We start from the raw sequence: 23732 nt of genomic DNA on the forward strand, positions 1-23732 counted from the left end.
TTGAATATTAAATAAGTAAAAATATGGTTTAGTACGAATAACTAAGGCTAAAGCCTGTAACCCAATCTTTTGCTAAGGTTTTTGGTGCAACTAGCCCATGTCCTGCAAAGGCATCTAAATACACCCCTCGAGAATAACTACGTAGTCCAAATACACTGCCTATGAGGTGTCGTTTCCCCGCAATACTATTGCGTCCATTGACCCAGCCTTGATCAATACCCAAATAGAATTGGGTATTGGGAATCGCTGTTCCAAAGCTCATTTCCTGTTGTAGGTAATGTCCGTTATCTCCTGAGAGCATGACATCACCATCAAAGCCTCTAACACTGTATCGACCGCCAATATAGAAGCGATCCTGTGGGACTAAAATCTTGGGTGCGTATTGCCCTTTCCAGTTCAAACGGTATTGAGCGGGATGATCTAAAATCAGTAAAGGATAGTTAAGGCGTAGGTCCGCACTCCATAAAGGTGCTCTTGAATATCCTTCGGCAGGGCGCTGCTCTCCATTGATATCTCTAATTTGTTCTTCTGCGGCAAGTTTGGCATTAAAAGCACCCGTACCATGCCGATAGTCCAGCCCTACATCTACAGTGCCAGCCCCTACATATTGACGGTGTTGTAATCCTGCATTCCAGCCTGAGGTTTGACGTCGTTGTACGCCTACTTCAATGTCGTCAATAAAGTTTTGGCTACGCTTATGATAGATTTTGCTATATACACTCGTCTTATAGTGACTACCACGGCTTAAAAGACGAGATACAGTAAGATTGCTTTGTTGGTTTTTTCCGCTATATAAAATTGGTTGGTTATAGCCTGCAACATATTGTTCGTATTCTGACTGGTTAAAACTAACACTCACATCATAGTTACGAAATGGGAGTTGATAGCTCGCAAAGAAGTTTTGGTTGCGGTCACGATGCAAGTTATCTAGTGAATGACTAAAGTTTAGATTGAATGCATCGTTGAGATGAAATGGACTGTTTACCCCAATCCCAACATTACCAATATATTTTCCTGTACTTTTAGTGCCCGAGTCATCAAGCCCGATATTAAAATTCAGTTTTTGTAAAGGTTCAGCAGAAATCAATACATCACTATAGCCGCGATGTTCATGGTGTTCATCATTTGTTGGCACAATTTGAAGGTCTAAACGTCGATTGGTTGCTCGTTTTAAATTTTCTAAGCCTTGATCAAACTGCCGTAGATTAAGGACATCATTTTCTTTAAAAGGTAACGCAGCGGAGAGTTCTAATTTTGATGGCTCGGCATCTTTTTGAATGAACTGATGCAATCGCCCTAGTTCAAGCTGTAATTCTAAAATGCCCGTATTTAAGTCTTGTTGAGGAGCAATGACTTGCGTGGTGAGGTAGCCTTTCTTAAGCACTTCATTCTGTGCAAATTTCACCAAGTTTTGTAGGCTTTGCGTGCCAATGCACTGTCCCAAAATTCCTTTTTTGGGATCACTTAATGCTTTGATGACAAAGTCGAAGTCTTTTGGGCTGTATCTCTGATCCTGATTGTTTGTAATATCTAAACTGAGTTGGTTGATTTTAAAACATGGGCTTTCTGCAACAACAATCGATTGTAAGCTTTGATGATCCTTGGCTGGTTTTGGTGTGAGCTGAATGTTTTGCTCAAGTAATTGTTGCTTTAATTCATGTAAACGCTGATCCTGCCGAACGACTTCCAATGTAGAGATTTGTTCTGGACTCGGGGGAGACTTTAAGTCAGCAGCGATCGCAGAGAGAGGGATAGATGCTACACATGCAGCATAAAAACGAATTGTTTTATTCATATTCAAATATACAGAATGTTATGTAATGTTACAAACTGAAACGGAATATACATTATTCACTCAACCTTAACAAGAATTGTTATCATCAATATATTTAAAAAATTAATAATAAATTCTAATTTGCTGATTATTATGTTTATTTAATTTTTTAAGCATGCCTGATATTGTTAAGAAATATTTAATATTAATTACTTATATTTAACTTTTGATAAAAATCAATATTCCTCTTTCAATTTTCCATCTTCTATATCTTGTAAATCCCAACTTAATATTTGGATTTCACCCGTATATCCCAAAACTTCATAACAAAAAAATTGCAAAACAAAACATTTTTAACGATAATTATAATAATAATATTTCTCATTTACACGGTTGTAAATATGAGCTCGACCCTCTCCTTCAAACGAAACTCACTTTTTCTTGCGCTATCAAGCTTAGTCAGCATTAGCCCCTACAGCTTTGCAGCAGATGAAGTATCACAGCAACTCCCAACCATTCAAGTCAAAGCGACTCAGGAAGAAAATTCGGATTCTGAAAGCACCAAATCCTATACGATTAAAAATAGCTCAAGTGCGACCAAGCTCAATATCGCAGCCAAAGAAACCCCTCAAACCATCAATGTCATCACTCGCCAACAGATCGAAGACTTTGGTTTAACCTCAACACGAGATATTTTAAATAATACCCCTGGCGTAACAGTCAATGCGCTCGAAACGGAACGCGCCGTATATATGGCTCGCGGATTCGAAATTTCAAATATATTAATTGATGGTGTTGGTTTCCCATTAACCAATTGGAATACCACAGATACTAATCCTGACAGTTATTTTTATGATCGTATTGAAGTCGTTAAAGGCGCAAATGCTTTAACCAATGCTTTTGGTGATCCAAGTGCAACCATCAACTACGTTCGAAAGCGCCCAACCAAAGAGTTTCAAGCCAGCAGCTCTCTTAGCTATGGTTCGTGGGACACGCAACGCTATGAAGCAGATGCTTCTGGTCGTTTAAATGATCATATACGTGCAAGATTGGCTGGCTTCCAACAAACAGGTGACTCACATCTCGATCGTTATTCCTCAGAAAAAAATGGAATTGTAGGTGTTATAGAAGCAGATATTACTGACTCTACCCTTCTCACCATTGGTGCCAGTCAAGAAAAAAATAAACCAAATGCCAACAACTGGGGTGCGATCCCACTCATGGATAGTTCTGGCAAACAACTCAGTTATGATCGCTCATTTAACCCCAATCCAGATTGGGCATATTGGGACAACACTTCTAGAAATGCATTTATCGAACTAAAACAAAAATTCCTAGATACATGGTCTGCTAACCTAAGCTATAACTACAATGAAAAAGATCGTGAAAGCCAGCTTTTATACTATTATGGCTATCCAAACGCAGACGGCTCAGGAGTTTCATTAACACCAAATGGTTATTTAGAGAATAATAAACTACACACTGCTGATTTTAATCTTCAAGGCAAATTTGACCTATTTAATCGAGAGCATGAAGCAATCATTGGTTATACCTTTTCTAAAAGTGATCAAGTTGACCACCAAAAGCAAGGTACGCTACATGACAGCAATATCAATCATGTAAGCTCTGAATACAACGGACAAATCTCAGTTACACCTTATACAACCAATTGGGCAAGCTGGACACCAAAGCATGTCACTTGGTCAGATTTCGTCAAACAAGCTGACTACAGCCAACGTAATGAATCTATTTATGCAGCCACACGTCTTCACCTCAATGATGATCTCAAAGTGACACTTGGCGCCAACTACGTTAAAGCAAAAAGTGAGGGTTATAGCTACACCTCACCAATGAATTACGATGAAAGTAAGCTTTCGCCTTATGCAGGGATTACCTATAACTTTAGCCCTGAATATATAGGTTATATGAGTTACACCTCGATCTTTCGCCCTCAAACTTCTGTGAATGAAGCCACAGGAAAAGTTGCCGATCCAATCGAAGGTAAAAGCTATGAAGTTGGGATTAAAAGTGCGTGGTTAGATGACAAACTAACAGGAACCTTGGCGATATTTAGAACAGAAGAAAATAATTATCCTCTGCGCTCAAGTGACGGACATCCTTTAAATCGAAAAGTTGGGATTAGTGATTTACGTTCACAAGGTGTCGAAGTTGGTTTGGCAGGACAATTAACCGATCAAGTCAACGTCTCTCTTGGTTATGCTCAATTTAGTTTACAAGATCTAAAAAATGGTGGGGCTGCGAGAACTTATAATCCGACTCAAACCTTTAATCTACTGACCACCTATACACCTGCTCAACTACCAAAACTAAAAGTTGGCGCAGGACTGCAATGGCAAGGGAAAACCTCGATTTTTGACAATGTAAAATCGGCGTATTTGAAACAAAGTGATTATGCTTTACTAAATCTAATGGCAAGCTATGAAGTGAACCAACATTTCACCGTTCAGGCCAATGCAAATAATGTCACTGATAAAAATTATTTAAATAGCTTCACTTATAGTCAAGCATTCTACGGAGAACCTGCAAACTATAGCGTTGCGCTTAAGTTTAAATATTAATAAATTTAACCCCTTATCTTAATACTAGGATAAGGGGTTAATATTTTAAGCAGCGTTAGGTGCCTGATTTTTAGTTTTTAAATATGCATCCAATGATGCGACTTCATCATTAGTCATGCTTAAACCAAGCTTAGAGCGTCTCCAAAGAAGATCTTCACTGGTCGTTACCCATTCGAAACGCCACAAATAGTCCACTTCTCTCACATATAAGCCCTGACCAAAATGTTGACCAAGCTGCTTAACCGAACTTGCTTCACCTAAAATATTCCAAATACGCGAGCCATAGGCTCCCGCCCAACGTTTCGCCAAAGCTTCTGAAGCATCGGAGATTTGCGCGCGGATTTCATTAGCTAACTGCTCAACCGACACCATCTTTTCACCGCCCGGCAAAGTTTCCGTTGCAGTCCAACTGCCTTTCATCGCTGGGAAAAATGCTTTCAGTTGCAACATTGCAGACTCAGCAAGCTTACGATAAGTCGTTAACTTTCCACCAAATACCGAAAGTAATGGCGCTTGCTCCGCAGCTTCTTTTGATAAGGCTAACGTATAGTCACGTGTCACCGCAGATGGATTATCTGACTCATCGTCACATAATGGGCGCACCCCAGCGAAAGTTGAGATAATATCAGCTTGGGTAAGTTGCTTTTTAAAATGCGCATTACTCACCTCAATGAGATAATCAATCTCAGCTTGAGTAATTTTCACTTGAGCTGGATCACCTTCATACTCATGGTCGGTGGTACCAATCATGGTGTATTGATCCAAATATGGAATTGCAAAGACAATACGGCGGTCATCATTTTGCATAATGAAAGCTTTATCACCCTCATAAAGCTTCGGTACGATGATGTGACTACCTTGAATCAAACGAATACCATAAGGAGATTTTAGCTGTAAATCCTGTTTAATAAACTGTGCGACCCAAGGACCTGCAGCATTCACCAAAGCCTTCGCTTTAATTTGAAATTGCCCTTCTGCATTTTCCAAATCGACAATCCAAATTTGTCCTTCACGTCGAGCAGATAAACAACGGGTACGCGTTACAATTTCTGCCCCTTTTTCACGTGCATGCATTGCATTCAAAACAACTAAACGTGAATCATCTACTGCACAGTCTGAATATTCAAAACCACGTGTAATCGCTGTGTTTAACGGACTATCATCTTTAAAGTAGACATTATTTGAACCCAATAATTTTTCACGCTTACCTAAATGATCATAAAAGAATAAGCCCGTACGAATCAGCCATGCTGGGCGTAAATGTGGACGATGAGGCATAATAAAACGCATTGGGCGAATAATGTGTGGCGCTTTATTGAGCAACACTTCACGCTCAGCTAATGCTTCACGCACCAAACGAAACTCTTTATGTTCAAGGTAACGCAAACCACCGTGAATCAGCTTACTACTCGCAGATGAAGTATGGCTCGCCAAATCATCTTTTTCACATAAAAATACCGATAAACCACGCCCAGCAGCATCAACAGCAATACCCACACCATTGATCCCACCACCAATGATGGCAAGGTCATAAATTTTGTCACTTGACTGAGGAGAAGTTTGCATAAATCACCGCAAATTTTCATTATTGTTCAATAATGAAAATTTAAACATATAAAATGAAAATTAACAATATAAAATAGCCACAAAAACGTAAACTAATCGACGTTTTGTGTATTGAATTATTCAAATGAAAATTAAGTGAAAGCCGTGGAATGTCTCAGACATTCCACTAAACAAGAAAATACAATTGATTTTAAATAATTTTTATTAGAATTTGGTACGTTGTTTTTCGAAAATGAAATCTATTTCGCAATAATCAAACCAACGTCTAATTCTTGGATCATTTTCATATATTGCTCATTGGGTTGTTGATCCGTAAAAATGCAATCAACTTGTTTTAATGATCCTAAACGAATCATTGCATTTCGACCAAACTTACTACTGTCTGCTGCGAGAAAAACCTGACGAGCACTTGAGATAATTTCTTGTGATACACAGACTTCTTGAAAATCGAAATCTAACAATGTGCCATCTTCTTCTATTCCACTAATCCCCACTAAAGCATAATCAGCCTTGAACTGTTTAAAAAAGTCAGCGGTTGCTTGACCAATCACCCCTCCGTCTGGACGAACACGCCCACTGGCGATCAATACCTCAAAATCTTCTTTAGTACTCAAAATCTTCGCGACATTTAAATTATTGGTGATAATTTTTAGTCCAGTGTGGTTTAACAATGCATGTGCAATGGCTTCTGTGGTTGTCCCGATGTTAATAAACAACGAAGCATGGTCGGGTACAGCCGCCGCCACAGCCTCTGCAATAGTTCTCTTTTCTTCAAGCATGTAACCAACACGGGTGGTATATTCCGTGTTTTCCACCGTTGAATCATGTGCTGCGCCGCCATGATAGCGACGCAGCAAGCCTTCATCAGCCAATTGATTAATATCACGACGAATCGTCTGTGGTGTCACATCGAAATATTGAGCAAGCTCTTCAATACTGATATAGCCACGTTCCCGTACAAGCTCAAGGGTTTTTTGTTGGCGTAGTATCAAGCTCATGCTCATCCATCCTATGCTATTTTAAATCAATATGACTCAGTGATTGTTGTGCTTAATCCTCAGCCCAATCACGGGTACGACCTACAGCTTTTAGCCAGCCAGTGTAGAGTTTTTCAGTTTCTTCCTGTGTACATGCTGGCGTGAAAGTATTTTCAATCGTCATTCTACGCTTTAACTCGTTTAAATCCGACCAAAAACCGACAGCAAGACCCGCTAAAAATGCTGCGCCCATTCCTGTAGTTTCTTTCATCGCAGGACGCTCTACAGAGGTGGATAAAATATCTGCCTGGAACTGCATTAAGAAGTTATTTGCAGTGACCCCACCATCTACACGTAAGGTTCGTAATTTCTCACCCGAATCTTGTTGCATTGCATCCAAAACATCACGCGTCTGATACGCAATAGATTCTAAAGTTGCACGGATGATATGTTCAATACTCACACCACGAGTAATGCCCAAAATTGCACCACGAGCAGTTGGATCCCAGTACGGTGCACCCAATCCAGTAAATGCGGGTACCACATATACCCCGTTACTATCTTTAACTTTGGTTGCATAATACTCAGAGTCATGTGAATCATTAATCGCTTTTAACTCATCACGTAACCACTGCACACAAGAACCGCCATTAAAAACAGCTCCCTCTAGCGCATAGTTCACTTCACCTTTTGCACCACAAGCGATCGTCGTCAACAAGCCATGATCTGATTGAACCATACGCTCACCAGTGTTCATGAGTAAGAAACAACCTGTCCCATAGGTATTTTTGGCTTGACCAACTTCAACACACATCTGCCCAAACAATGCAGCTTGTTGATCACCTGCAATACCTGCAATTGGAATACCAATTTCCTGACCACTAATGGTATGCGTATAGCCATACACCTCAGAAGAACTACGCACTTCAGGCAACATTGCCTTAGGAATATCTAAAGCTTCAAGAAGCTTGCCATCCCACTGCAAAGTTTCAATGTTGAATAACATCGTACGAGAGGCATTGGTATAGTCTGTGACATGTACTTGACCATTGGTTAATTTCCAAATTAACCATGTATCGATCGTACCGAATAAAAGCTCTCCACGTTCTGCACGCTCACGACTACCTTCAACACGATCAAGAATCCACTTGATTTTAGTGGCCGAAAAATAAGGATCAATAACTAGTCCTGTTACTTTTCGCACATAATCTTGCCAACCATCCTGACGTAGTTGATTGCAAATTTCATTGCTTTGTCGGCTTTGCCATACAATCGCATTATAGATCGGCTTACCTGTTTTTTTATCCCAAATGACCGTAGTTTCACGTTGGTTGGTAATCCCGATCGCGGCAATTTCATCACTAGAAATGCTCGCTTGTGCTAAGGCTTCAACCCAAACTGCGCTTTGAGTCGCCCAGATTTCCATAGGATCATGCTCAACCCAACCTGGTTGTGGGTAAATTTGCGTAAACTCACGCTGAGCAATAGTGATGACATTCGCATCGTGATCCAATACGATTGCACGTGAACTCGTTGTACCTTGGTCAAATGCAACAACATATTTTTTTTGACTATCTGTAGAGATCATGACATACCTAACCAGACCTGCCTTATTTTAGGATTTGTTGGACATCAACAGCTCCTATTTGAGCAATAAATTAAACGCCCGAAAAACGGGTAGCAATATCGCAATAAAGCAATGACTTTTGCATTAAATTAAAAACTCGGCAGATTATATGCAAAATTGTTCGTAAACGAAAATTCTTTCTTTAAATTTGAATATAAAATTGACGAAACGCAGAACTTTTAAAGATTCCTAACAATTCAAAAATCATTTTATGCGATACTAAAACCAGAAATAACAGGACGATTGAAATGAAAAAAATTAATTTATTTTTTATTGTAAGCGGTACACTTTTAATTGCTGCATGTCAAAGCACCTCACATCAATATAATGGTGAAAAGGGTTATCAAATTGAAGATAAAACAGCAACTTCCGCTACTATTGCATATACACTTTCTGCCCGTGGCAACGCCAATGTAGATGAAAAGAAACTTCAGCATGCTTGCAAACAAGTTCTCGGCGTAGAAAAAAATTACAAACTCAACATCCTGAGTACCAACGAAATCATGAATCCAACCAAGCAAGAACAATATGGTGTCCAACTAGGAAACAGTCGCGCAACTTTTGGTCTATCAAACTCACCTGATTTTAATAATACTGAAGGTTATGCAACTCGTCAGGCGCTTGAAGCTAAACCAACAACGCTAACTGTTGTTCGCTACACTTGTTCATAATTCCACCGATAAAAATGGATGTAGGCAGTTCACAGATGACTACATCCATTTTCATTTATACTTTTAGAACATCACAAATAGATGGATCTTTATCAAATACAGATTTTGCAAAAGGACATAGCGGAATAACTTTGACCTGACGCTGACGCACAAACTCAACTAATGCATCAAGGAGTTGACGACCAACACCTTGTCCTCGGAAATTCTCATTCACATCGGTATGGTCAATAATAAGCATTTCTTCACCCGCCCATGTATAAGCCATTTCACCAGCAATTACATCACCATCAAATAGTTTAAAAACTCCGTGCTTACTATCATCTGTTTGCTGAATTCCCATACCGCTCTCCTTTTCTATTTCGTTTTATTTGATGTCATCTAAAGAGATGAACCACTTTATGTTTTAACATGCGATATCATAGGATTGTGTTGAGTTTTGATATTTTTTAAAGCAAATGATGACAATTAATTTTTGAAGAAGAAAATCAATTGAAGCTAGTTACTTAGTTCGATAAAAACTCACATTTCTAAATTCTTTGGCCTCATCTAAGTCAGGCCATGTTGTTGCGCTCCGCTCATCCAACTTAATATAGTGAGGATGGCTAAAATTTTTCACTCGGCTGTCCGCAACCCAGACTTCAGGTGCGAACTTTAAAAACTCATCCAAAAAGAAGCGATTACACTGATCGTAAAGAACATCAGCTGCAAGCAAGACATCGACTTTTTCAGATTTATACAGATCATCTAAATATTCAAGTTCGACATTATTCAGTAATGCATTTTCACGACATGACGCTAAGCTCACTTGATCAATGTCACAGCAAATGACACGTTTTGCACCCGCCATTTTCGCTGCAATTGCAACTACACCTGAGCCAGCACCAAAATCCAATACCACCTTATCTTTTACATGATGCGGTTCAGCAAGTAACCATTGCGCCATCGCCAACCCTGAAGCCCAGCAAAAGATCCAATACGGTGTCTCATTCCAAATTCGTCGAATAACCTCATCGTCTAAGCGATCAGTAGGAAATACAGGTGGAATCAACCATAAGGAAATTGGAGTTTCTGGCAGTTGTTGAACCAATAAATCAGTATTTGGAATAACTTCATGTAGTGCTTTTAGCAATTGCTCAGGCGCTTTCGCAAATTGAAATGTACAGCTCATCGTTCTTTAATTCTTGAAAAAAACCCCTCTATATTAGAGGGGTCAAAATATTAACCTAAAGCCTTCTCAGCAGCTTCTACTGTTTGGCGAATCAACGTGGTAATCGTCATCGGCCCCACACCACCTGGTACTGGTGTGTATGCTGAAGCAACATCTTCAATACCCACCAATTGAATATCCCCCACACCACCACCATCACGTGGATGGAAACCAGCATCAACCACAACCGCGCCTTGTTTAATCCAGTCTTTTTGAATCAATTCAGCTTTACCAACTGCCCCCACAATAATGTCCGCTTGTTTCACTAACTCTGGAAGGTTTTGAGTACGTGAATGACAAATGGTCACGGTAGCATTGGCTTGTAATAGCATCATTGCCATTGGTTTACCTAAAATCGCTGAACGACCAACAACAACCGCATGTTTACCCGCGATTTCAATCTTGTTTTCTTGCAAAATGGTCATGATACCTGCTGGCGTTGCTGAACCATAAGCAGACTCACCCATCGCCATACGACCAAAACCTAAACAGGTTACGCCGTCGACATCTTTTTCCAATGAAATTGCATCGAAACATGCTCTTTCATCAATTTGTTCTGGAACAGGATGTTGAAGCAAAATACCGTGCACATCAGGATTTGCATTTAATTTTTCAATTTCAGCTAATAATTGTTCTGTAGTGGTTTCTTTTGGAAGCTCTACTTTAAGTGAATCCATTCCAACACGGCGGCACGCATTACCTTTCATACGTACATAAGTTGCAGATGCACCATCATCACCAACCAAGATTGTTGCTAAGATTGGGGTACGTCCCGATTTTGCTTTTAATGCTTCTACACGTACTAACAAATCAGCTTCGATTTGTGTTGCCAATGCACGACCGTCTAAAACCAATGCCACAGCGCATCTCCAAAGTGGGTATCAATCAATAGCGTAAATAATACATGATAATTTAGCCAATATTCTTTTAGATGTTGTTTTTATGTGCATATTCGCTATAAACACTATTGTTTTTTTTCTAAAGATTGCTAATATGTGCATCACCAAGAGATGGCGGGGTGGCAGAGTGGTCATGCAGCGGACTGCAACTCCGTGTACGCCGGTTCGATTCCGACCTCCGCCTCCATTGGTAAAGCCCGAGTGGTGAAATCGGTAGACACAGGGGATTTAAAATCCCCCGCCCACAAAGCGTGCCAGTTCGAGTCTGGCCTCGGGCACCATTCTTCAGTAAGTGAGGTTTGGTGCTAAAAAATTCCAGCGTAAGCTGGTTTTTTTATGCCTGAAATTTATTAAATCAAAAAAAGCCAAGTACAATGACTTGGCTTTTCGATTCCATTCATTATGCGACTTGCTGTTTCGGTGCAATCGGCAACAAGTCCACATCTAGATCCAACCGATATTGTCTAGCAGTATCAAGTTGATATTCCGTTTTTTTAATTGAATCAACGAAAATCCATTCTGAGTGAACTTTTGCTTCATCAAACTCAACCATCAAATAACCACGCTGGTTTAAATTACAGTAGTTCAACTCATCGATTAAAGTCGTAAACGCTGATTCAAATTGTTGTAATTGATCCGTCGGAATATTGAGATACTTTTCCATACCTGGTGAAGATACAGAACTAGTGGCCAGTTCAACACCAACAAAAGCGCCATCTTGACTATATAAATTAGACGACCATGCATTGTGCGTATCCCCTGCTAACACAACAATTTTCTTTTTTAATTGTGCCAAAGTACCATACAGCATTTCCCGCTCAGCAAAATAACCATCCCATGCATCTAAATTATAAGGAGCAACGGTAAGGACACGTGCTTTCTCTTGTACAGTAAGGCTTGGATCACCTTGTTTTAAACGCATTTTTAACGTGACTAATTCTTTGATCTGCGTTTGCATCTTTACTAATGTATCCATGCTTGGCTGACCAGAAGTAATCTCGGCCAATGAAAGTAACAACTCAGCTGGAATCAGCATTTTACTCATTAAAATCTGTTGGCCTAATACATTCCATGTTGCTGTAGATTGCTGTAGTTTTCCAAGCAACCAATCTCGCTGATCATATCCCATTAAAGTACGAGTACGATCAATTAGATCAGCTTGAAATTTTGCAACATCCAAGCCCGAAGCTGTAATGTAATTTGCATAATCCAACTGTTCATCACGCGCAATAATACGCGTATCCAACATCGTCAGTTGTACTAAATGACCAAAATCAAACTGTCGATAAATTTTAACCTGTTGACCATCAATTGGACGAATTGGCATCCATTCAAAATAGGCTTGTAAGGCTGCCAATTTACGTTCTAAGAATGAACCTTCATTTTCTTGATGATTCTCTGCACCATCTTTCCATGTATCATTCGCTAACTCATGGTCATCCCAAACCACGATGAATGGATGACGTTGATGTGCTGCTTGTAGGTCTGGATCTTGACGATATAAAGCATAACGTTTGCGATAATCATCTAATTTGATAATTTCCTGATTATTATCATCTGCCAAAGTTCGTCCTAATTCAGCAGCATTCTCATAAGCATAGCCACCTGCACCATATTCATAAATATAATCACCAAGATGAATAACCACATCGACGTTTTGCTTTGCTATCTCACGATAAACATAGAAATAACCTGCTGGATAGTTAGAACAAGAACACACTGCAAAACTTACTTTTGAGGTATTTACAGCTAAAGTCTTGGTTTGCCCAACAGGAGAAATCTTGTCGCCAAAAATAAAGCGATAAAAATAACTTTGGTCCGCTTTCAAACCCGCCGCATCAACTTTTACCGTAAAGTCATCATATGCTGTAGTGATCACTTTATCGCTCTTGATGATTTGTTTAAACTGTCGATCTAATGCAATCTGCCAAGTCACTTGTAAACGTGCGCTCGCATCATTCGGTGTTAATCGAGTCCATAAAATGACACGGTCATGTAATGGATCCCCACTTGCAACACCATGATCAAAACTGACTTTCAGCACATGGGTTTCTTTATCTGAACTATTATTACATCCTGTAAAACTGGCAGATAAAGATAAAGCCCCAAAACCAAATAAACTTTTTTGAATCAGTTCCCGTCGTGAAATTTTTGCTGTCATTGGATAGCTACCTTAGTTTTTATCACTACAAATAGCTAAAAATAAGTCTTTGATATGAAGCTTTGATCTCAATTTGATGAATAAATGATGAAAATCAGCTTAGTTTTATCCGATAAACACATGAATTGATTGAAAAGAAAGCAAACAATCAGTTTTGCACTTGCCAAGTTTTAAAGTGTCCTCTATTATTGCGCACATGCCCGAGTGGTGAAATCGGTAGACACAGGGGATTTAAAATCCCCCGCCCACAAAGCGTGCCAGTTCGAGTCTGGCCTCGGGCACCATTCTTCAATAAGTGAAGTTTGGTGCTAAAAAATTCCAGCCTAAGCTGGTTTTTTTATGCCTAAAATTTAATAATCAATCACTTGAAAATTGGGATGCTCAGCAAGCTGCTGTAAATAATGGCGTTCTTTTTGATAAAAATATTTATACATGCGATTTACCCACTCACCGCGCCGAAAAGTAAGTACCTTTTTGTTTACCCCATCATAGTTTAATAAAACAACATCACCCTCATCCTGATTCAATAAGGTAATTCGATAACTATGTGGAGCATGTAAATGGCTTGCACTTTGTTCTCTCACAATTTCGACTTTATGCTCACCATCCAACCAATAGTGTTTGTCAACAAAAGCTTTTTCATTCACCCAAAAACCTGTTTCAGCACCATCATAAGTATCAATCAAGAAGAAGTGATGTAATTCTCTCAATAATTCAGATGCAGTCATATCCAAATAATCATTCATATATTGTTCTACCCATTCAAAATTTTTTATTACTTAGTACAGCATTTTTATAATTTAAGTCGCCTTCAGAGTTTATCCCCCCTCTGACCGCAACTTTATGAGCAATTTTAGAAAGATCCTAACTCATTATTTGGCAAGTCATTATCATTTTAAAATTTGCTCTTTAATCTCAAAGATATATAGCCAATTTTATAGAATCAATCTTTTTTTCTTAGGCTAGGATAAAAATCAGATAAAAGAAAAGTTATTTAAAATCAAACGATTTATGATGATACGATTATGACTAAATTTATAAAATTATCTTTATGATTTTTAATGTGATTTAGCATCAAGATCGACCTAAATCACATGATGATTATATACTTACAGACAAACTATTCGTCGCGTGTTTTCACATCAAAAAGCTCAATTTCAAAAATTAGATTGGAATTTGCTGGAATAATTTTTCCTATCTTGCGCTCACCATAAGCTAGATGTGCAGGCACAATCAATTTACGCTTACCACCGACACGCATTCCCATAATGCCTTGATCCCAACCTTTGATTACACGCCCAGTGCCAATTACTGTTTCAAAGTAATTTCCACGATCAAGTGAGGAATCGAATTGTGTTCCATCTTCCAACCATCCTGTATAGTGCGTGGTAATCAATGCCCCCTTGACGGCTTCTTTACCTTCACCAACTTTCAGATCAATAATCTGTAACTCTGCACTCATTTCATCTCTCCAAACGACATTAATACTATCGAAAATTATTGCAATTGTTGCCACTGAATGTCGACTTGACCTTTGTCACTTAACAATGTCCACTCTCCATCCATAATATTGAGTTGCAATTGCATCGTTCGCTCGCACAATTTCTCTAAAGCTTCACTGGTTTCTGGTGCTAATTGCCAAACCTCAACATTCGTCAATGTTTTGATTTTAGTGTTTTTTTGCCACCAATCTTGCGCTTGGCTTCCATAGGTAACAACCGCAACACGTTTGCATCGTGCACTTGCCTTTTTGACTTTATCTTCAGAAGGACAACCTACTTCAATCCATTTTTCTAATAAACCCGTTAAGTCCTTCTGCCATAAAGCAGGCTCATCTGTTTCAAATAGATCTTTGGTAAATTCTAATTCCTCATCAGCATAACGAGCATAAGCCAAAATACGAACCATTAAACGTTCGATGGTTTCTGAAGGATGTTGAGCAAGTGTTAGTTGATAATCCGCGTAAATGTGATCATCCATATTGGCAATATTAAGATCTGCCTTATATATCGTTGCTTTTAGCGCCATGAATCATGTCCTCAAATTTGGCGCTAAGCATACTCTATTTTGCTCAACAAATGCGGAGATTCATATTGATTCTAAGCCATCTACGCGACAAGCCAACAACTGCGTTTCAAATAATAACCAATCATGTTGAACTGAATCCTGAATAATTACTTCGATTCGATTATCAATACTTTCTTCTGTAGATTTATAATTGAATTGCTCAGGATTAAAATTAAAACTTTTCCAGCCCTGATCGGTATAAAAAATTGCCTTGATTCGAATCCAATCCTGTTGTGTACATAATAGATCTAACACATCATAAAACTTGAATTGCCAGCGTTTCGGCAGCTTCCACCCTGCTACGGTATAACCTTGAGCTGTTTCAACATAATGATAAGGGAGCTGTTTGATTTCTTGCATCTCACCCTCATTTTTTTGAGTCATTTGTTGATGCAGTAAAGGCTGAATTTTTCGTTGCACTGGCACTAAAGGTAAATCAAGCTGTAAAAGTGAAACTTGCCCATTTTCAGCTTCAATCCAGGACTGCACATAAGTTTGATATTCTTGTTTTAATTGAATATAGGCTTGCTGATCATCATCTTTCATACAATCTTTGTGTGAAAGCACAACGACTTGTGCAGCCTTTAATTGGTCAGTATAGAGATGCTGTTGCACCCATGATTTATCATGCAGACGACTACCATCAACCACAACTACCAATGCTCGCATATCCAAGCTACTGTGCCAATGTTGCTCCGTCAGTTGTTCCAAAAGTTGTGCTGGATGCCCTAATCCTGTTGGTTCAATAAATAGCCGATCTGGTTTACTTTCACTTAGTAAACGGGATAACGCAATCTGCATAGGCAACTGACTGCTACAACATAAACAGCCCCCTAATAATTCCTTGACAGCATAACCCGCCTGCTGCGTAATCAGTTGTTGATCCACGCCAATTTGCCCAAACTCATTCATGAGGATCGCCCAAACTTCATTTTTCGGCTTTTGGGTCAATAAATGCTGTAATAGCGTGGTCTTACCAGCTCCTAAAAAACCAGAAATAATATGAGTTGGAACTGCTTTGCGAGCAATAATTTTCACGACATACTCAAGAATAAAAAACTGAAAGCATTGTAATGGGGAAAATGTAGAAATTAAATTTCTACCTTATAATTATTAAAATTTAGACAAAAACTCATTTATAAGTGATAAAGTGATAAAGTGATAAAGTGATAAAGTGATAAAGTGATAAAGTGATAAAGTGATAAAGTGATAAAGTGATAAAGTGATAAAGTGATAAAGTGATAAAGTGATAAAGTGATATAAATCACATTAACAATCTATTATTCTTATTTAAAATACAAATATAAATGAATTATTCAATTAAGCTAATTTTATTAACTCGCTTGTAATGTTTAATCTACGTAAAGAATCAGTTTAAATTTTATCCAAAAAAACATATTTCCATACATTTTAATCCCGAATTATTTGCTCGGGATTTACAGTTCCTGTACATAAAGGCTTTTATCATTGCAAATTGTTAAGATCAGCGTAATAGATTGTTAAGGGCATTGCCGCAATGAACTTTGGCACATAGCATGGAGCACATACCTAGATTTGTGGCAGATCTACAAATTAGGTTGTTTTTTAATGAAACTGAAATTAAGGATGCCAACAATGAAACTTATCAAAACTGTTCTTGCAACTACACTTACACTTGCTGCGGCTACAACTTTTGCTGCAACTGCTGATGAAGTGCAAACTGAAGCTCAAACTGACGAGCGTGTTGTTGTTTCTACTCAAGAACAACCAGCTACTGATGCAACCAGCGAAGCTGCTCCAGCATCAGCACCAGTTGCAAACTAATATTCTATAGATTTTAAAAGTTACCTCTACTTTTAAATCGGTTTATTATGATTTGACCCTATTTCATAATAAATAAAAAAAGATCGAACCATGCTGCGGTTCGATCTTTTTTATGCTTGTGACTTAAGAAGAAGATTTAAAAATACTGCATGATGGTTGATGAACTTCTTGTAAACGTATTTCTTTACGTTGTTCTGCGGCTTCAAAACGACAACGTTTCCAATCCGTATTTAAGTTTAAAGGCGGAACCTGCTTCGGTTTACGCTCTTCATCGACTGCTACCATTGTGAAATAACAGGTATTGGTATGTCGAATCGTACGATTTTGAATATTTTGTGCTTCTACACGAATACCAACCTCCATAGAGGTACGACCAACATGATTGATACTGGCTAAAAATGTGACCAGCTCACCAACATAAATAGGTTCTTTTAAAATTAACTTTATCTACTGATAATGTAACAACATAGCTTCCTGAATAACGACTTGCACAAGCATACGCAACTTGATCTAACAATTTTAGAATTGCGCCACCATGCACATTACCTGAAAAATTTGCCATGTCAGGCGTCATCAGTACTGACATCGTGAGTTCTGATTGATCATCAGGGATTTGATTCATTTGATCCGATGGACACATAGACAAAGACTCACTAATTAAAGCTTTATTTCTTATTATCTATTATGCGCCATAAATAGTAGAAAGAGAGACTAAACTTCATTGATTTAGTCTCTCAATTTAATCCGTAAAATCGATGTTTCAATTATCTATATTTTATTGTGTTGATTGAATAAGACCTGTAACGCCATTAACAATCATATCTACTGCGATCGTACCAATCAGCAATGCAGATAAACGACCAACAATATCAAAATAGCGGTCTATGTATTTGGCATGTTTATATCGTAAATGATCATGCCCATATTTCATTATAATCAAAATACTACATGTGAGGAATAAGGTGAGTGTAATCACAGCAACCGCGCTGATGAAAGGTACAGTAACCCCTGTAACCACCGCAGCACTAATGGTTCCAGGACCAATCATAAATGGCATCGCAATGGTTCCAGCAAGATGTTCAGGCGCCCCACGCATTTCACCTATTGTTTCTGCACCTTGGAACACATAACGGTAACCAATAACCAAGAAAATCAGTCCACCAAAAATCTGGAATGACTCAAAACGTACATTCAAATAACGGCTAAAAATACTTTCCCCGCCCCACGCAAACAGAATAAAAACGGCTAAGGCAATAAAACTCCCTTGAATCAGAGCCTTATTAAAAACTTTAGCATCTGTATTGCGAATCATCCCCACCATATAGACACTCATCAAGAAAGGATTTAGCAATGAGAAAAATAAAGCAAATGCATGAACGTGTGCAGAAAACATAGATAACTCTTTATTGGCAGCAAAGGTTAAATGGTTTTAGGTTTAAATAGACAAATTGAAATTTAAGGGTTTAAGCACTTATAAATGTCTTACAGTTTGATGTCGCATTTTTTAATGCATCATCTTTATTTAATTCAAATGTTACACCTAAACCCAACATACGCATATGCAACGTAGCCTGAGAGGCTTTGATTTCTTTCACATTAAACTTTAGTCCCTGATCACTATAAAGTACATCATTCACTAACTTCACTCGGTACGACATAACTTCTTTGCTATTATCTATACAAAGTTTGCCATGACCTTGACGATTTAAATGCAAAACAGTGGATGCTTCTCCGACTTGCCCTGACCAATTGCCAGAAAATGGAAGTTGTGTCGTGCTAAGTTGATTAAATTGCTCAGATGACATTGTCGTAATCGAAGTACAGCCGACAAGTCCAAAAAACAAAATACTTGATAAAAAAATATACTTCACAACCAACACCCAAATAATAAAAAAGCAAACAATTACAATTATTTTCCCATAGCCGAAAGCGGTATAAATTGTAGGGTATGTATACACCGGGTATGGGATGTGTAACTGTTCTTGCAATGCAGTTTTAAAGTTACTCAAATCATAAGTTGTTTATTCATCCATTTTTTAAATTACTTACCATCTGTTCTAAGTTATTTCGAATCAAATAAGCTAAGTTTATATCAATACCTTGCAGCATTTGCTCTTCGATTTTTTCAACCACAATATTGCACTCATGTAACTTATTTAGCCCCTGATCCGTCAGTGTCACCAAAATACGACGCCCATGAGTCGGATCTGGCGTTTTTTCAATCCATCCATTACTAAATAAATCCTGAAGAATTTTATTTGCCGATTGGGGTTTAATGAAGGAACGTTCAGCAAGCTTAGCATTAGATAAATTACGCTTAGATGCCAACACAGATAATGCTGTAAACTGTGGCAGACTAATGTCCAATGGTTTTAATTGCTCTGTTAAATGTTTACTAATAATACGATCAACACGGGCGATCATATAGCTTAATCTAGGTTGATCTTGAATTGTTGTTGGAGCTGTATTTGAACGTGCCATAACTCATAATTCATCATAAAAAATAGAAAAAGTATGAAGCCAAAGCCTCATACTTTATTAAAATCGCAACTTACTGAGCACTCGTGCTTTGTGCTAAATGTACAGGCTGTTTAGGCTTCTTGACAAGTAACAAAGCAGAAATCGCGGCAATAAGAATAACAGGGATACTTGCACCAATCACGATCGTTGAACTTTGACCAAGTGATAATAGAAAACCTGCCATCAAAGGTCCTGCAAACGAACCTATTCGACCAATCGCAACTGCTGAGCCAACCCCAGTACCACGCATTTCAGTTGGATAATACATCGCAGCTAGACCATATAAAGCAGACTGTCCACCCGACAATGAATAGACCACATCCCACTGCTGAAAGGACAAGTAAAGCAACTGTTGGAGAAATAGATAAACAGCATAATGACAGTAAAATGCCAGTATAAATTAATTTAATCACAAAGCTCATACGTAGCTTATCGAGCATCATGCCCATTAAGATCGATCCAAAAATTCCGCCGATGTTATAACCCATTTGAACATAATTGGCTTCGAACTTTGACAGACCTTGGGCGCCCATCAACAATGGCAACCAATTCAGTAAGAAGTACAATACAACCAGTGTACAAAAGAAACTAATCCATATCTGAATCGTAGACATACGACGTTCTTTTGCAAATAGTACCTCAAAAAATGGAATAGTGGTTTGATGTTGTGTTTTTCGCTTTAAGTAATCACTTGATTCTGGTAAATACTTAATAATCAAAGGAATCAATAGAATGGGAGCAATTCCCCCAATATAAAAAATATGCCGCCATTCACTATCCCCTGCCAATAACATGGCTACAATTGAAGTGAGTAACCCTCCAAAAGGAATACCACTATACATCACACTGACTGCTGTTCCCTTATATTGATCTGACACAGCCTCAGATGCCATGGTAATCATAATAGGTAACGCACCGCCCATCCCCAAACCAGTTAAAAAGCGAATCAGCAATAGTAAATTATAATCAGCCGCAAAAGCTGTGAGTAACGACATAATTCCAAATAATAAAATGCTTAAGATCAGAATTTTTTTTCTACCTACAATATCTGCTAATCGACCACCCAAAATTGCACCTGGAAGTGTTCCAAGAATTGCAGCACTAAATGCCCAAGCCATTTGAGCATTGTCTAACATAAATTCCGCACGCATACGTGGTGCAGCAACACCCATCGATTGAAGATCAAAACCTTCAAAAATTGCGATTGCAAAACAGAGCAGTAAGGTGATTTTTGCACTGCCCGATTGTCCAAATACTTTTTCCATTACCTTGTCCTTTTTCGACCAATCTATCCATTCAGCCTTTTTGTGTATTGTTTATTAAACACCCTAAAAATATCAGTTAAACTTATCAAAAATGCAATATATTTTTTAATTTGTTTCAATTAAAAATAGTAAAAAATCAAAATTATTATAAAATTCATAACATTAAAAAATATATCATCAAAATATTAAAAAAGACTTGAATGTAAGTTTAACTGATATTAAATTAAATCACAGAACACGCTAATGTCATTTCAAGGAGTATGACCATGACATATGAAAATCGCTGGGAAACCGTAGAAGTTAATATTGAAAATGGAATCGCATGGGTTACGTTTAATCGCCCAGAAAAAAAGAATGCCATGAGTCCAACACTTAACCGTGAAATGATTGATGTGCTTGAGGCTCTCGAGCTTGATCAAGATGCTAAAGTCGTAGTACTCACAGGTGCTGGAGACTCTTGGACAGCCGGTATGGACTTGAAGGAATATTTCCGTGAAGTTGACACTCAACCAGAGATTTTTCAAGAACGTATCCGCCGTGACTCATGTCGCTGGCAGTGGCAACTTCTTCGTATGTATTCAAAACCAACCATTGCCATGGTTAACGGCTGGTGCTTTGGAGGTGGGTTCTCACCATTAGTAGCGTGCGACCTTGCAATTGCAGCTGACGAAGCAACCTTTGGTTTATCTGAAATCAACTGGGGTATCCCACCGGGTAACCTTGTCAGTAAAGCAATGGCGGATACCGTAGGCCATCGAGCATCTTTGTACTACATCATGACAGGTAAAACCTTTAGTGGCAAAGAAGCAGAAACTATGGGATTAGTCAACAAAAGTGTACCTTTGGCACAGCTAAAAGCTGAAGTAACAGAACTTGCAAATTGTTTACTTGAGAAAAACCCTGTAGTTCTTCGTACTGCTAAAAATGGCTTTAAACGCTGCCGTGAACTGACATGGGATCAAAATGAAGATTACTTATATGCCAAGCTAGATCAATGTATCCACCGCGATACCGAAAATGGTCGTCAACAAGGTCTGAAACAATTTTTAGATGAAAAATCAATTAAACCTGGTTTACAAAGTTACAAGCGTACTGGTTAACTCTTGATTTTTCTAATGGCAATGTAAGGACACAACCCATGCAAAATGTACAGTTACTTATTCACGGTCAATCTGTTGATGCATCAGATCAAGCAACTTTTGAGCGTATCAGTCCCATTGATGGATCAGTAGCGAGCAAAGCCGCTGCTGCAACTTTGGAAGATGTTGATCGTGCAATCGATTCGGCACAAAAAGCGTTTAAGGTCTGGTCGAAACTCTCGCCGACCGAACGCCGTTTACGCTTGTTAAAAGCAGCTGATTTAATGGATCAGAAAACTGAGCAATTCATTCAAACTGGAATGCAAGAAACAGGTTCAACTGCCACATGGTATGGGTTTAACGTTCATATTGCTGCCAATATGTTACGTGAAGCAGCAGCCATGACCACACAAATGGACGGAAGCCTGATTCCGTCCGATGTGCCGGGCAATCTTGCGATGGGTGTGCGGGTGCCTTGCGGTGTCATTGTTGGCATTGCACCATGGAACGCCCCAGTCATTTTGGCAACTCGTGCGCTTGCCATGCCGCTGGCTTGTGGTAATACAGTTGTATTAAAAGCATCGGAGGCTTGTCCAGCAACCCAACGTTTGATTGGTGAAGTGTTACATGAAGCAGGTTTGGGTGAAGGTGTCGTGAATGTGATTACGCATGCCGCCGAAGATGCACCACAAATTGTGGAGCGTTTAGTGTCTCATCCAGCGGTGAAGCGCATTAATTTTACCGGTTCAACCAAAGTCGGAAAAATTATTGCCGAGACTGCGGCTAAATATTTAAAACCTGTTTTACTTGAATTGGGTGGTAAGGCCCCTGCCGTGGTTTTAAATGACGCAGACATTAATGAAGCCGTAAATGCTGTTGCTTTTGGCGCATTCTTTAATCAAGGGCAAATCTGTATGTCGACTGAACGTGTTTTGGTTCAAGACGATATTGCCGACCAATTTATTGAAAAATTGATCGAGAAAACCCGCTCTATTCAAGCAGGTCATCCAACATCAAAAGACAATGTGCTGGGTGTTTTAGAAAGTCGCCGTGCTGCAAACCGTATTCAGCATTTGTTGGAAGATGCCCAAAACAAAGGGGCTGACTTACCTTTAGGCATTAACATTGAAGACACCACCATGCAACCGACATTGGTACTCAATATTAAGCCTGACATGCTGCTTTACCGTGAAGAATCATTTGGTCCTGTTTGCACAGTTCAGCGCTTTTCAAGCATTGAAGAAGGAGTAGCATTGGCAAATGACAGCGAGTATGGTCTTTCTTCGGCAGTGTTTAGCCAGAATATTTCACAAGCATTAGACGTGGCCAAACAAATTGATTCGGGTATTTGTCACATTAACGGTGCAACCGTACATGACGAAGCACAAATGCCATTTGGAGGAACAAAATCAAGTGGTTACGGACGATTTGGTAGTAAAGCGTCTATTGCTGAATTTACCGATTTACGCTGGATTACGATTCAAACTCAATCACGTCATTATCCAATCTAATCAGGCTAATGCGGACACAAAAACAT

The 23732-nt window shown here is 38.8% G+C and carries 20 protein-coding genes, 3 tRNA genes and 2 pseudogenes; 8 read left to right on the top strand and 17 right to left on the bottom strand.

Going from position 1 to position 23732, the window contains the following annotated elements:
• Positions 1–28 precede the first annotated feature (28 nt).
• The gene (locus F2A31_RS10795; RefSeq protein ID WP_150026385.1) at positions 29–1795 is read right to left on the bottom strand and encodes a ShlB/FhaC/HecB family hemolysin secretion/activation protein; all 1767 of its coding nucleotides are present in this window, start codon (positions 1793–1795) and stop codon (positions 29–31) included.
• A 380-nt stretch (positions 1796–2175) separates the two neighbouring features.
• Between F2A31_RS10795 and F2A31_RS10800 the strand changes: the two genes are divergently transcribed.
• Entirely contained in the window at positions 2176–4353 is a 2178-nt protein-coding gene (locus F2A31_RS10800; RefSeq protein ID WP_150026386.1) for a TonB-dependent siderophore receptor, read from the top strand.
• Between the two features lie 45 nt (positions 4354–4398).
• Here the strand turns inward: F2A31_RS10800 and glpD are convergent, their stop codons facing one another.
• The 3 genes from glpD to glpK all read right to left on the bottom strand — a co-directional run bounded on the left by glpD (position 4399) and on the right by glpK (position 8484).
• Complete coding sequence (gene glpD / locus F2A31_RS10805; protein WP_150026387.1) at positions 4399–5919, bottom strand: glycerol-3-phosphate dehydrogenase; 1521 nt, start codon at positions 5917–5919, stop codon at positions 4399–4401.
• 239 nt (positions 5920–6158) lie between these two features.
• Entirely contained in the window at positions 6159–6917 is a 759-nt protein-coding gene (locus tag F2A31_RS10810) for a DeoR/GlpR family DNA-binding transcription regulator (protein WP_005081720.1), read from the bottom strand.
• A 52-nt stretch (positions 6918–6969) separates the two neighbouring features.
• Entirely contained in the window at positions 6970–8484 is a 1515-nt protein-coding gene (gene glpK, locus F2A31_RS10815) for a glycerol kinase GlpK (RefSeq protein WP_150026388.1), read from the bottom strand.
• A 287-nt stretch (positions 8485–8771) separates the two neighbouring features.
• Between glpK and F2A31_RS10820 the strand changes: the two genes are divergently transcribed.
• Complete coding sequence (locus F2A31_RS10820) at positions 8772–9194, top strand: hypothetical protein (RefSeq protein WP_150026389.1); 423 nt, start codon at positions 8772–8774, stop codon at positions 9192–9194.
• Positions 9195–9249: 55 nt separating this feature from the next.
• On the opposite strand, the gene F2A31_RS10825 is transcribed toward F2A31_RS10820, so the two are convergent.
• The 3 genes from F2A31_RS10825 to folD form a co-directional block, all read right to left on the bottom strand.
• On the bottom strand, positions 9250–9534 hold the full coding sequence (locus tag F2A31_RS10825) for a GNAT family N-acetyltransferase (RefSeq protein WP_150026390.1): 285 nt from the start codon (positions 9532–9534) through the stop codon (positions 9250–9252).
• A gap of 159 nt (positions 9535–9693) precedes the next feature.
• Positions 9694–10362, bottom strand: coding sequence for a class I SAM-dependent methyltransferase (locus F2A31_RS10830; protein ID WP_150026391.1), 669 nt, complete (start codon positions 10360–10362; stop codon positions 9694–9696).
• 50 nt (positions 10363–10412) lie between these two features.
• Positions 10413–11261 carry a bifunctional methylenetetrahydrofolate dehydrogenase/methenyltetrahydrofolate cyclohydrolase FolD gene (folD, locus tag F2A31_RS10835; RefSeq protein ID WP_125501931.1) on the bottom strand — a complete coding sequence of 283 codons (849 nt, stop codon included), beginning with the start codon at positions 11259–11261 and terminating at the stop codon, positions 10413–10415.
• A gap of 152 nt (positions 11262–11413) precedes the next feature.
• Here folD and F2A31_RS10840 point away from each other — a divergent pair.
• Positions 11414–11487, top strand: a tRNA-Cys gene (locus F2A31_RS10840).
• A gap of 8 nt (positions 11488–11495) precedes the next feature.
• A tRNA-Leu gene (locus tag F2A31_RS10845) sits at positions 11496–11581 on the top strand.
• A 119-nt stretch (positions 11582–11700) separates the two neighbouring features.
• Here F2A31_RS10845 and F2A31_RS10850 read toward each other — a convergent pair.
• A complete protein-coding gene (locus F2A31_RS10850; RefSeq protein WP_150026392.1) occupies positions 11701–13461 on the bottom strand; it encodes an alkaline phosphatase D family protein in 1761 nt (586 codons plus the stop codon).
• A 198-nt stretch (positions 13462–13659) separates the two neighbouring features.
• On the opposite strand from F2A31_RS10850, the gene F2A31_RS10855 reads away from it, so the two are divergent.
• Positions 13660–13745: transfer RNA gene (locus F2A31_RS10855), tRNA-Leu, on the top strand.
• Between the two features lie 66 nt (positions 13746–13811).
• Here F2A31_RS10855 and F2A31_RS10860 read toward each other — a convergent pair.
• From F2A31_RS10860 to F2A31_RS10875, 4 genes are all read right to left on the bottom strand, one after another.
• Entirely contained in the window at positions 13812–14207 is a 396-nt protein-coding gene (locus F2A31_RS10860) for a hypothetical protein (protein WP_150026393.1), read from the bottom strand.
• A 374-nt stretch (positions 14208–14581) separates the two neighbouring features.
• The gene (locus tag F2A31_RS10865; protein ID WP_150026394.1) at positions 14582–14923 is read right to left on the bottom strand and encodes an FKBP-type peptidyl-prolyl cis-trans isomerase; all 342 of its coding nucleotides are present in this window, start codon (positions 14921–14923) and stop codon (positions 14582–14584) included.
• Positions 14924–14958: 35 nt separating this feature from the next.
• Positions 14959–15489 (bottom strand): YaeQ family protein, encoded by a 531-nt coding sequence (locus F2A31_RS10870; RefSeq protein WP_150026395.1) that lies wholly within the window; start codon positions 15487–15489, stop codon positions 14959–14961.
• Positions 15490–15549: 60 nt separating this feature from the next.
• Positions 15550–16566, bottom strand: a complete 1017-nt coding sequence (locus F2A31_RS10875) for a CobW family GTP-binding protein (RefSeq protein WP_150026396.1) — start codon at positions 16564–16566, stop codon at positions 15550–15552.
• Positions 16567–17142: 576 nt separating this feature from the next.
• Between F2A31_RS10875 and F2A31_RS10880 the strand changes: the two genes are divergently transcribed.
• The gene (locus F2A31_RS10880; RefSeq protein WP_150026397.1) at positions 17143–17331 is read left to right on the top strand and encodes a hypothetical protein; all 189 of its coding nucleotides are present in this window, start codon (positions 17143–17145) and stop codon (positions 17329–17331) included.
• A gap of 123 nt (positions 17332–17454) precedes the next feature.
• Here F2A31_RS10880 and F2A31_RS10885 read toward each other — a convergent pair.
• The 5 genes and pseudogenes from F2A31_RS10885 to mhpT all read right to left on the bottom strand — a co-directional run bounded on the left by F2A31_RS10885 (position 17455) and on the right by mhpT (position 21116).
• Positions 17455–17971, bottom strand: a pseudogene (locus tag F2A31_RS10885) (acyl-CoA thioesterase).
• A 135-nt stretch (positions 17972–18106) separates the two neighbouring features.
• On the bottom strand, positions 18107–18724 hold the full coding sequence (locus F2A31_RS10890; RefSeq protein ID WP_150026398.1) for a MarC family protein: 618 nt from the start codon (positions 18722–18724) through the stop codon (positions 18107–18109).
• Between the two features lie 70 nt (positions 18725–18794).
• Positions 18795–19208, bottom strand: a complete 414-nt coding sequence (locus tag F2A31_RS10895; protein WP_171490667.1) for a J517_1871 family lipoprotein — start codon at positions 19206–19208, stop codon at positions 18795–18797.
• A 148-nt stretch (positions 19209–19356) separates the two neighbouring features.
• The gene (locus tag F2A31_RS10900) at positions 19357–19812 is read right to left on the bottom strand and encodes a MarR family winged helix-turn-helix transcriptional regulator (RefSeq protein ID WP_150026399.1); all 456 of its coding nucleotides are present in this window, start codon (positions 19810–19812) and stop codon (positions 19357–19359) included.
• Positions 19813–19882: 70 nt separating this feature from the next.
• Positions 19883–21116 (bottom strand): annotated as a pseudogene (mhpT, locus tag F2A31_RS10905) (3-(3-hydroxy-phenyl)propionate transporter MhpT).
• A gap of 260 nt (positions 21117–21376) precedes the next feature.
• Between mhpT and F2A31_RS10910 the strand changes: the two are divergent.
• Together F2A31_RS10910 and F2A31_RS10915 are read left to right on the top strand one after the other, a co-directional pair.
• Positions 21377–22216 (top strand): p-hydroxycinnamoyl CoA hydratase/lyase, encoded by an 840-nt coding sequence (locus F2A31_RS10910; protein WP_171490592.1) that lies wholly within the window; start codon positions 21377–21379, stop codon positions 22214–22216.
• Positions 22217–22254: 38 nt separating this feature from the next.
• On the top strand, positions 22255–23706 hold the full coding sequence (locus F2A31_RS10915) for an aldehyde dehydrogenase (RefSeq protein WP_150026401.1): 1452 nt from the start codon (positions 22255–22257) through the stop codon (positions 23704–23706).
• Positions 23707–23732 lie beyond the last annotated feature (26 nt).

Source organism: Acinetobacter suaedae, from assembly GCF_008630915.1.
GTDB lineage: Bacteria > Pseudomonadota > Gammaproteobacteria > Pseudomonadales > Moraxellaceae > Acinetobacter > Acinetobacter suaedae.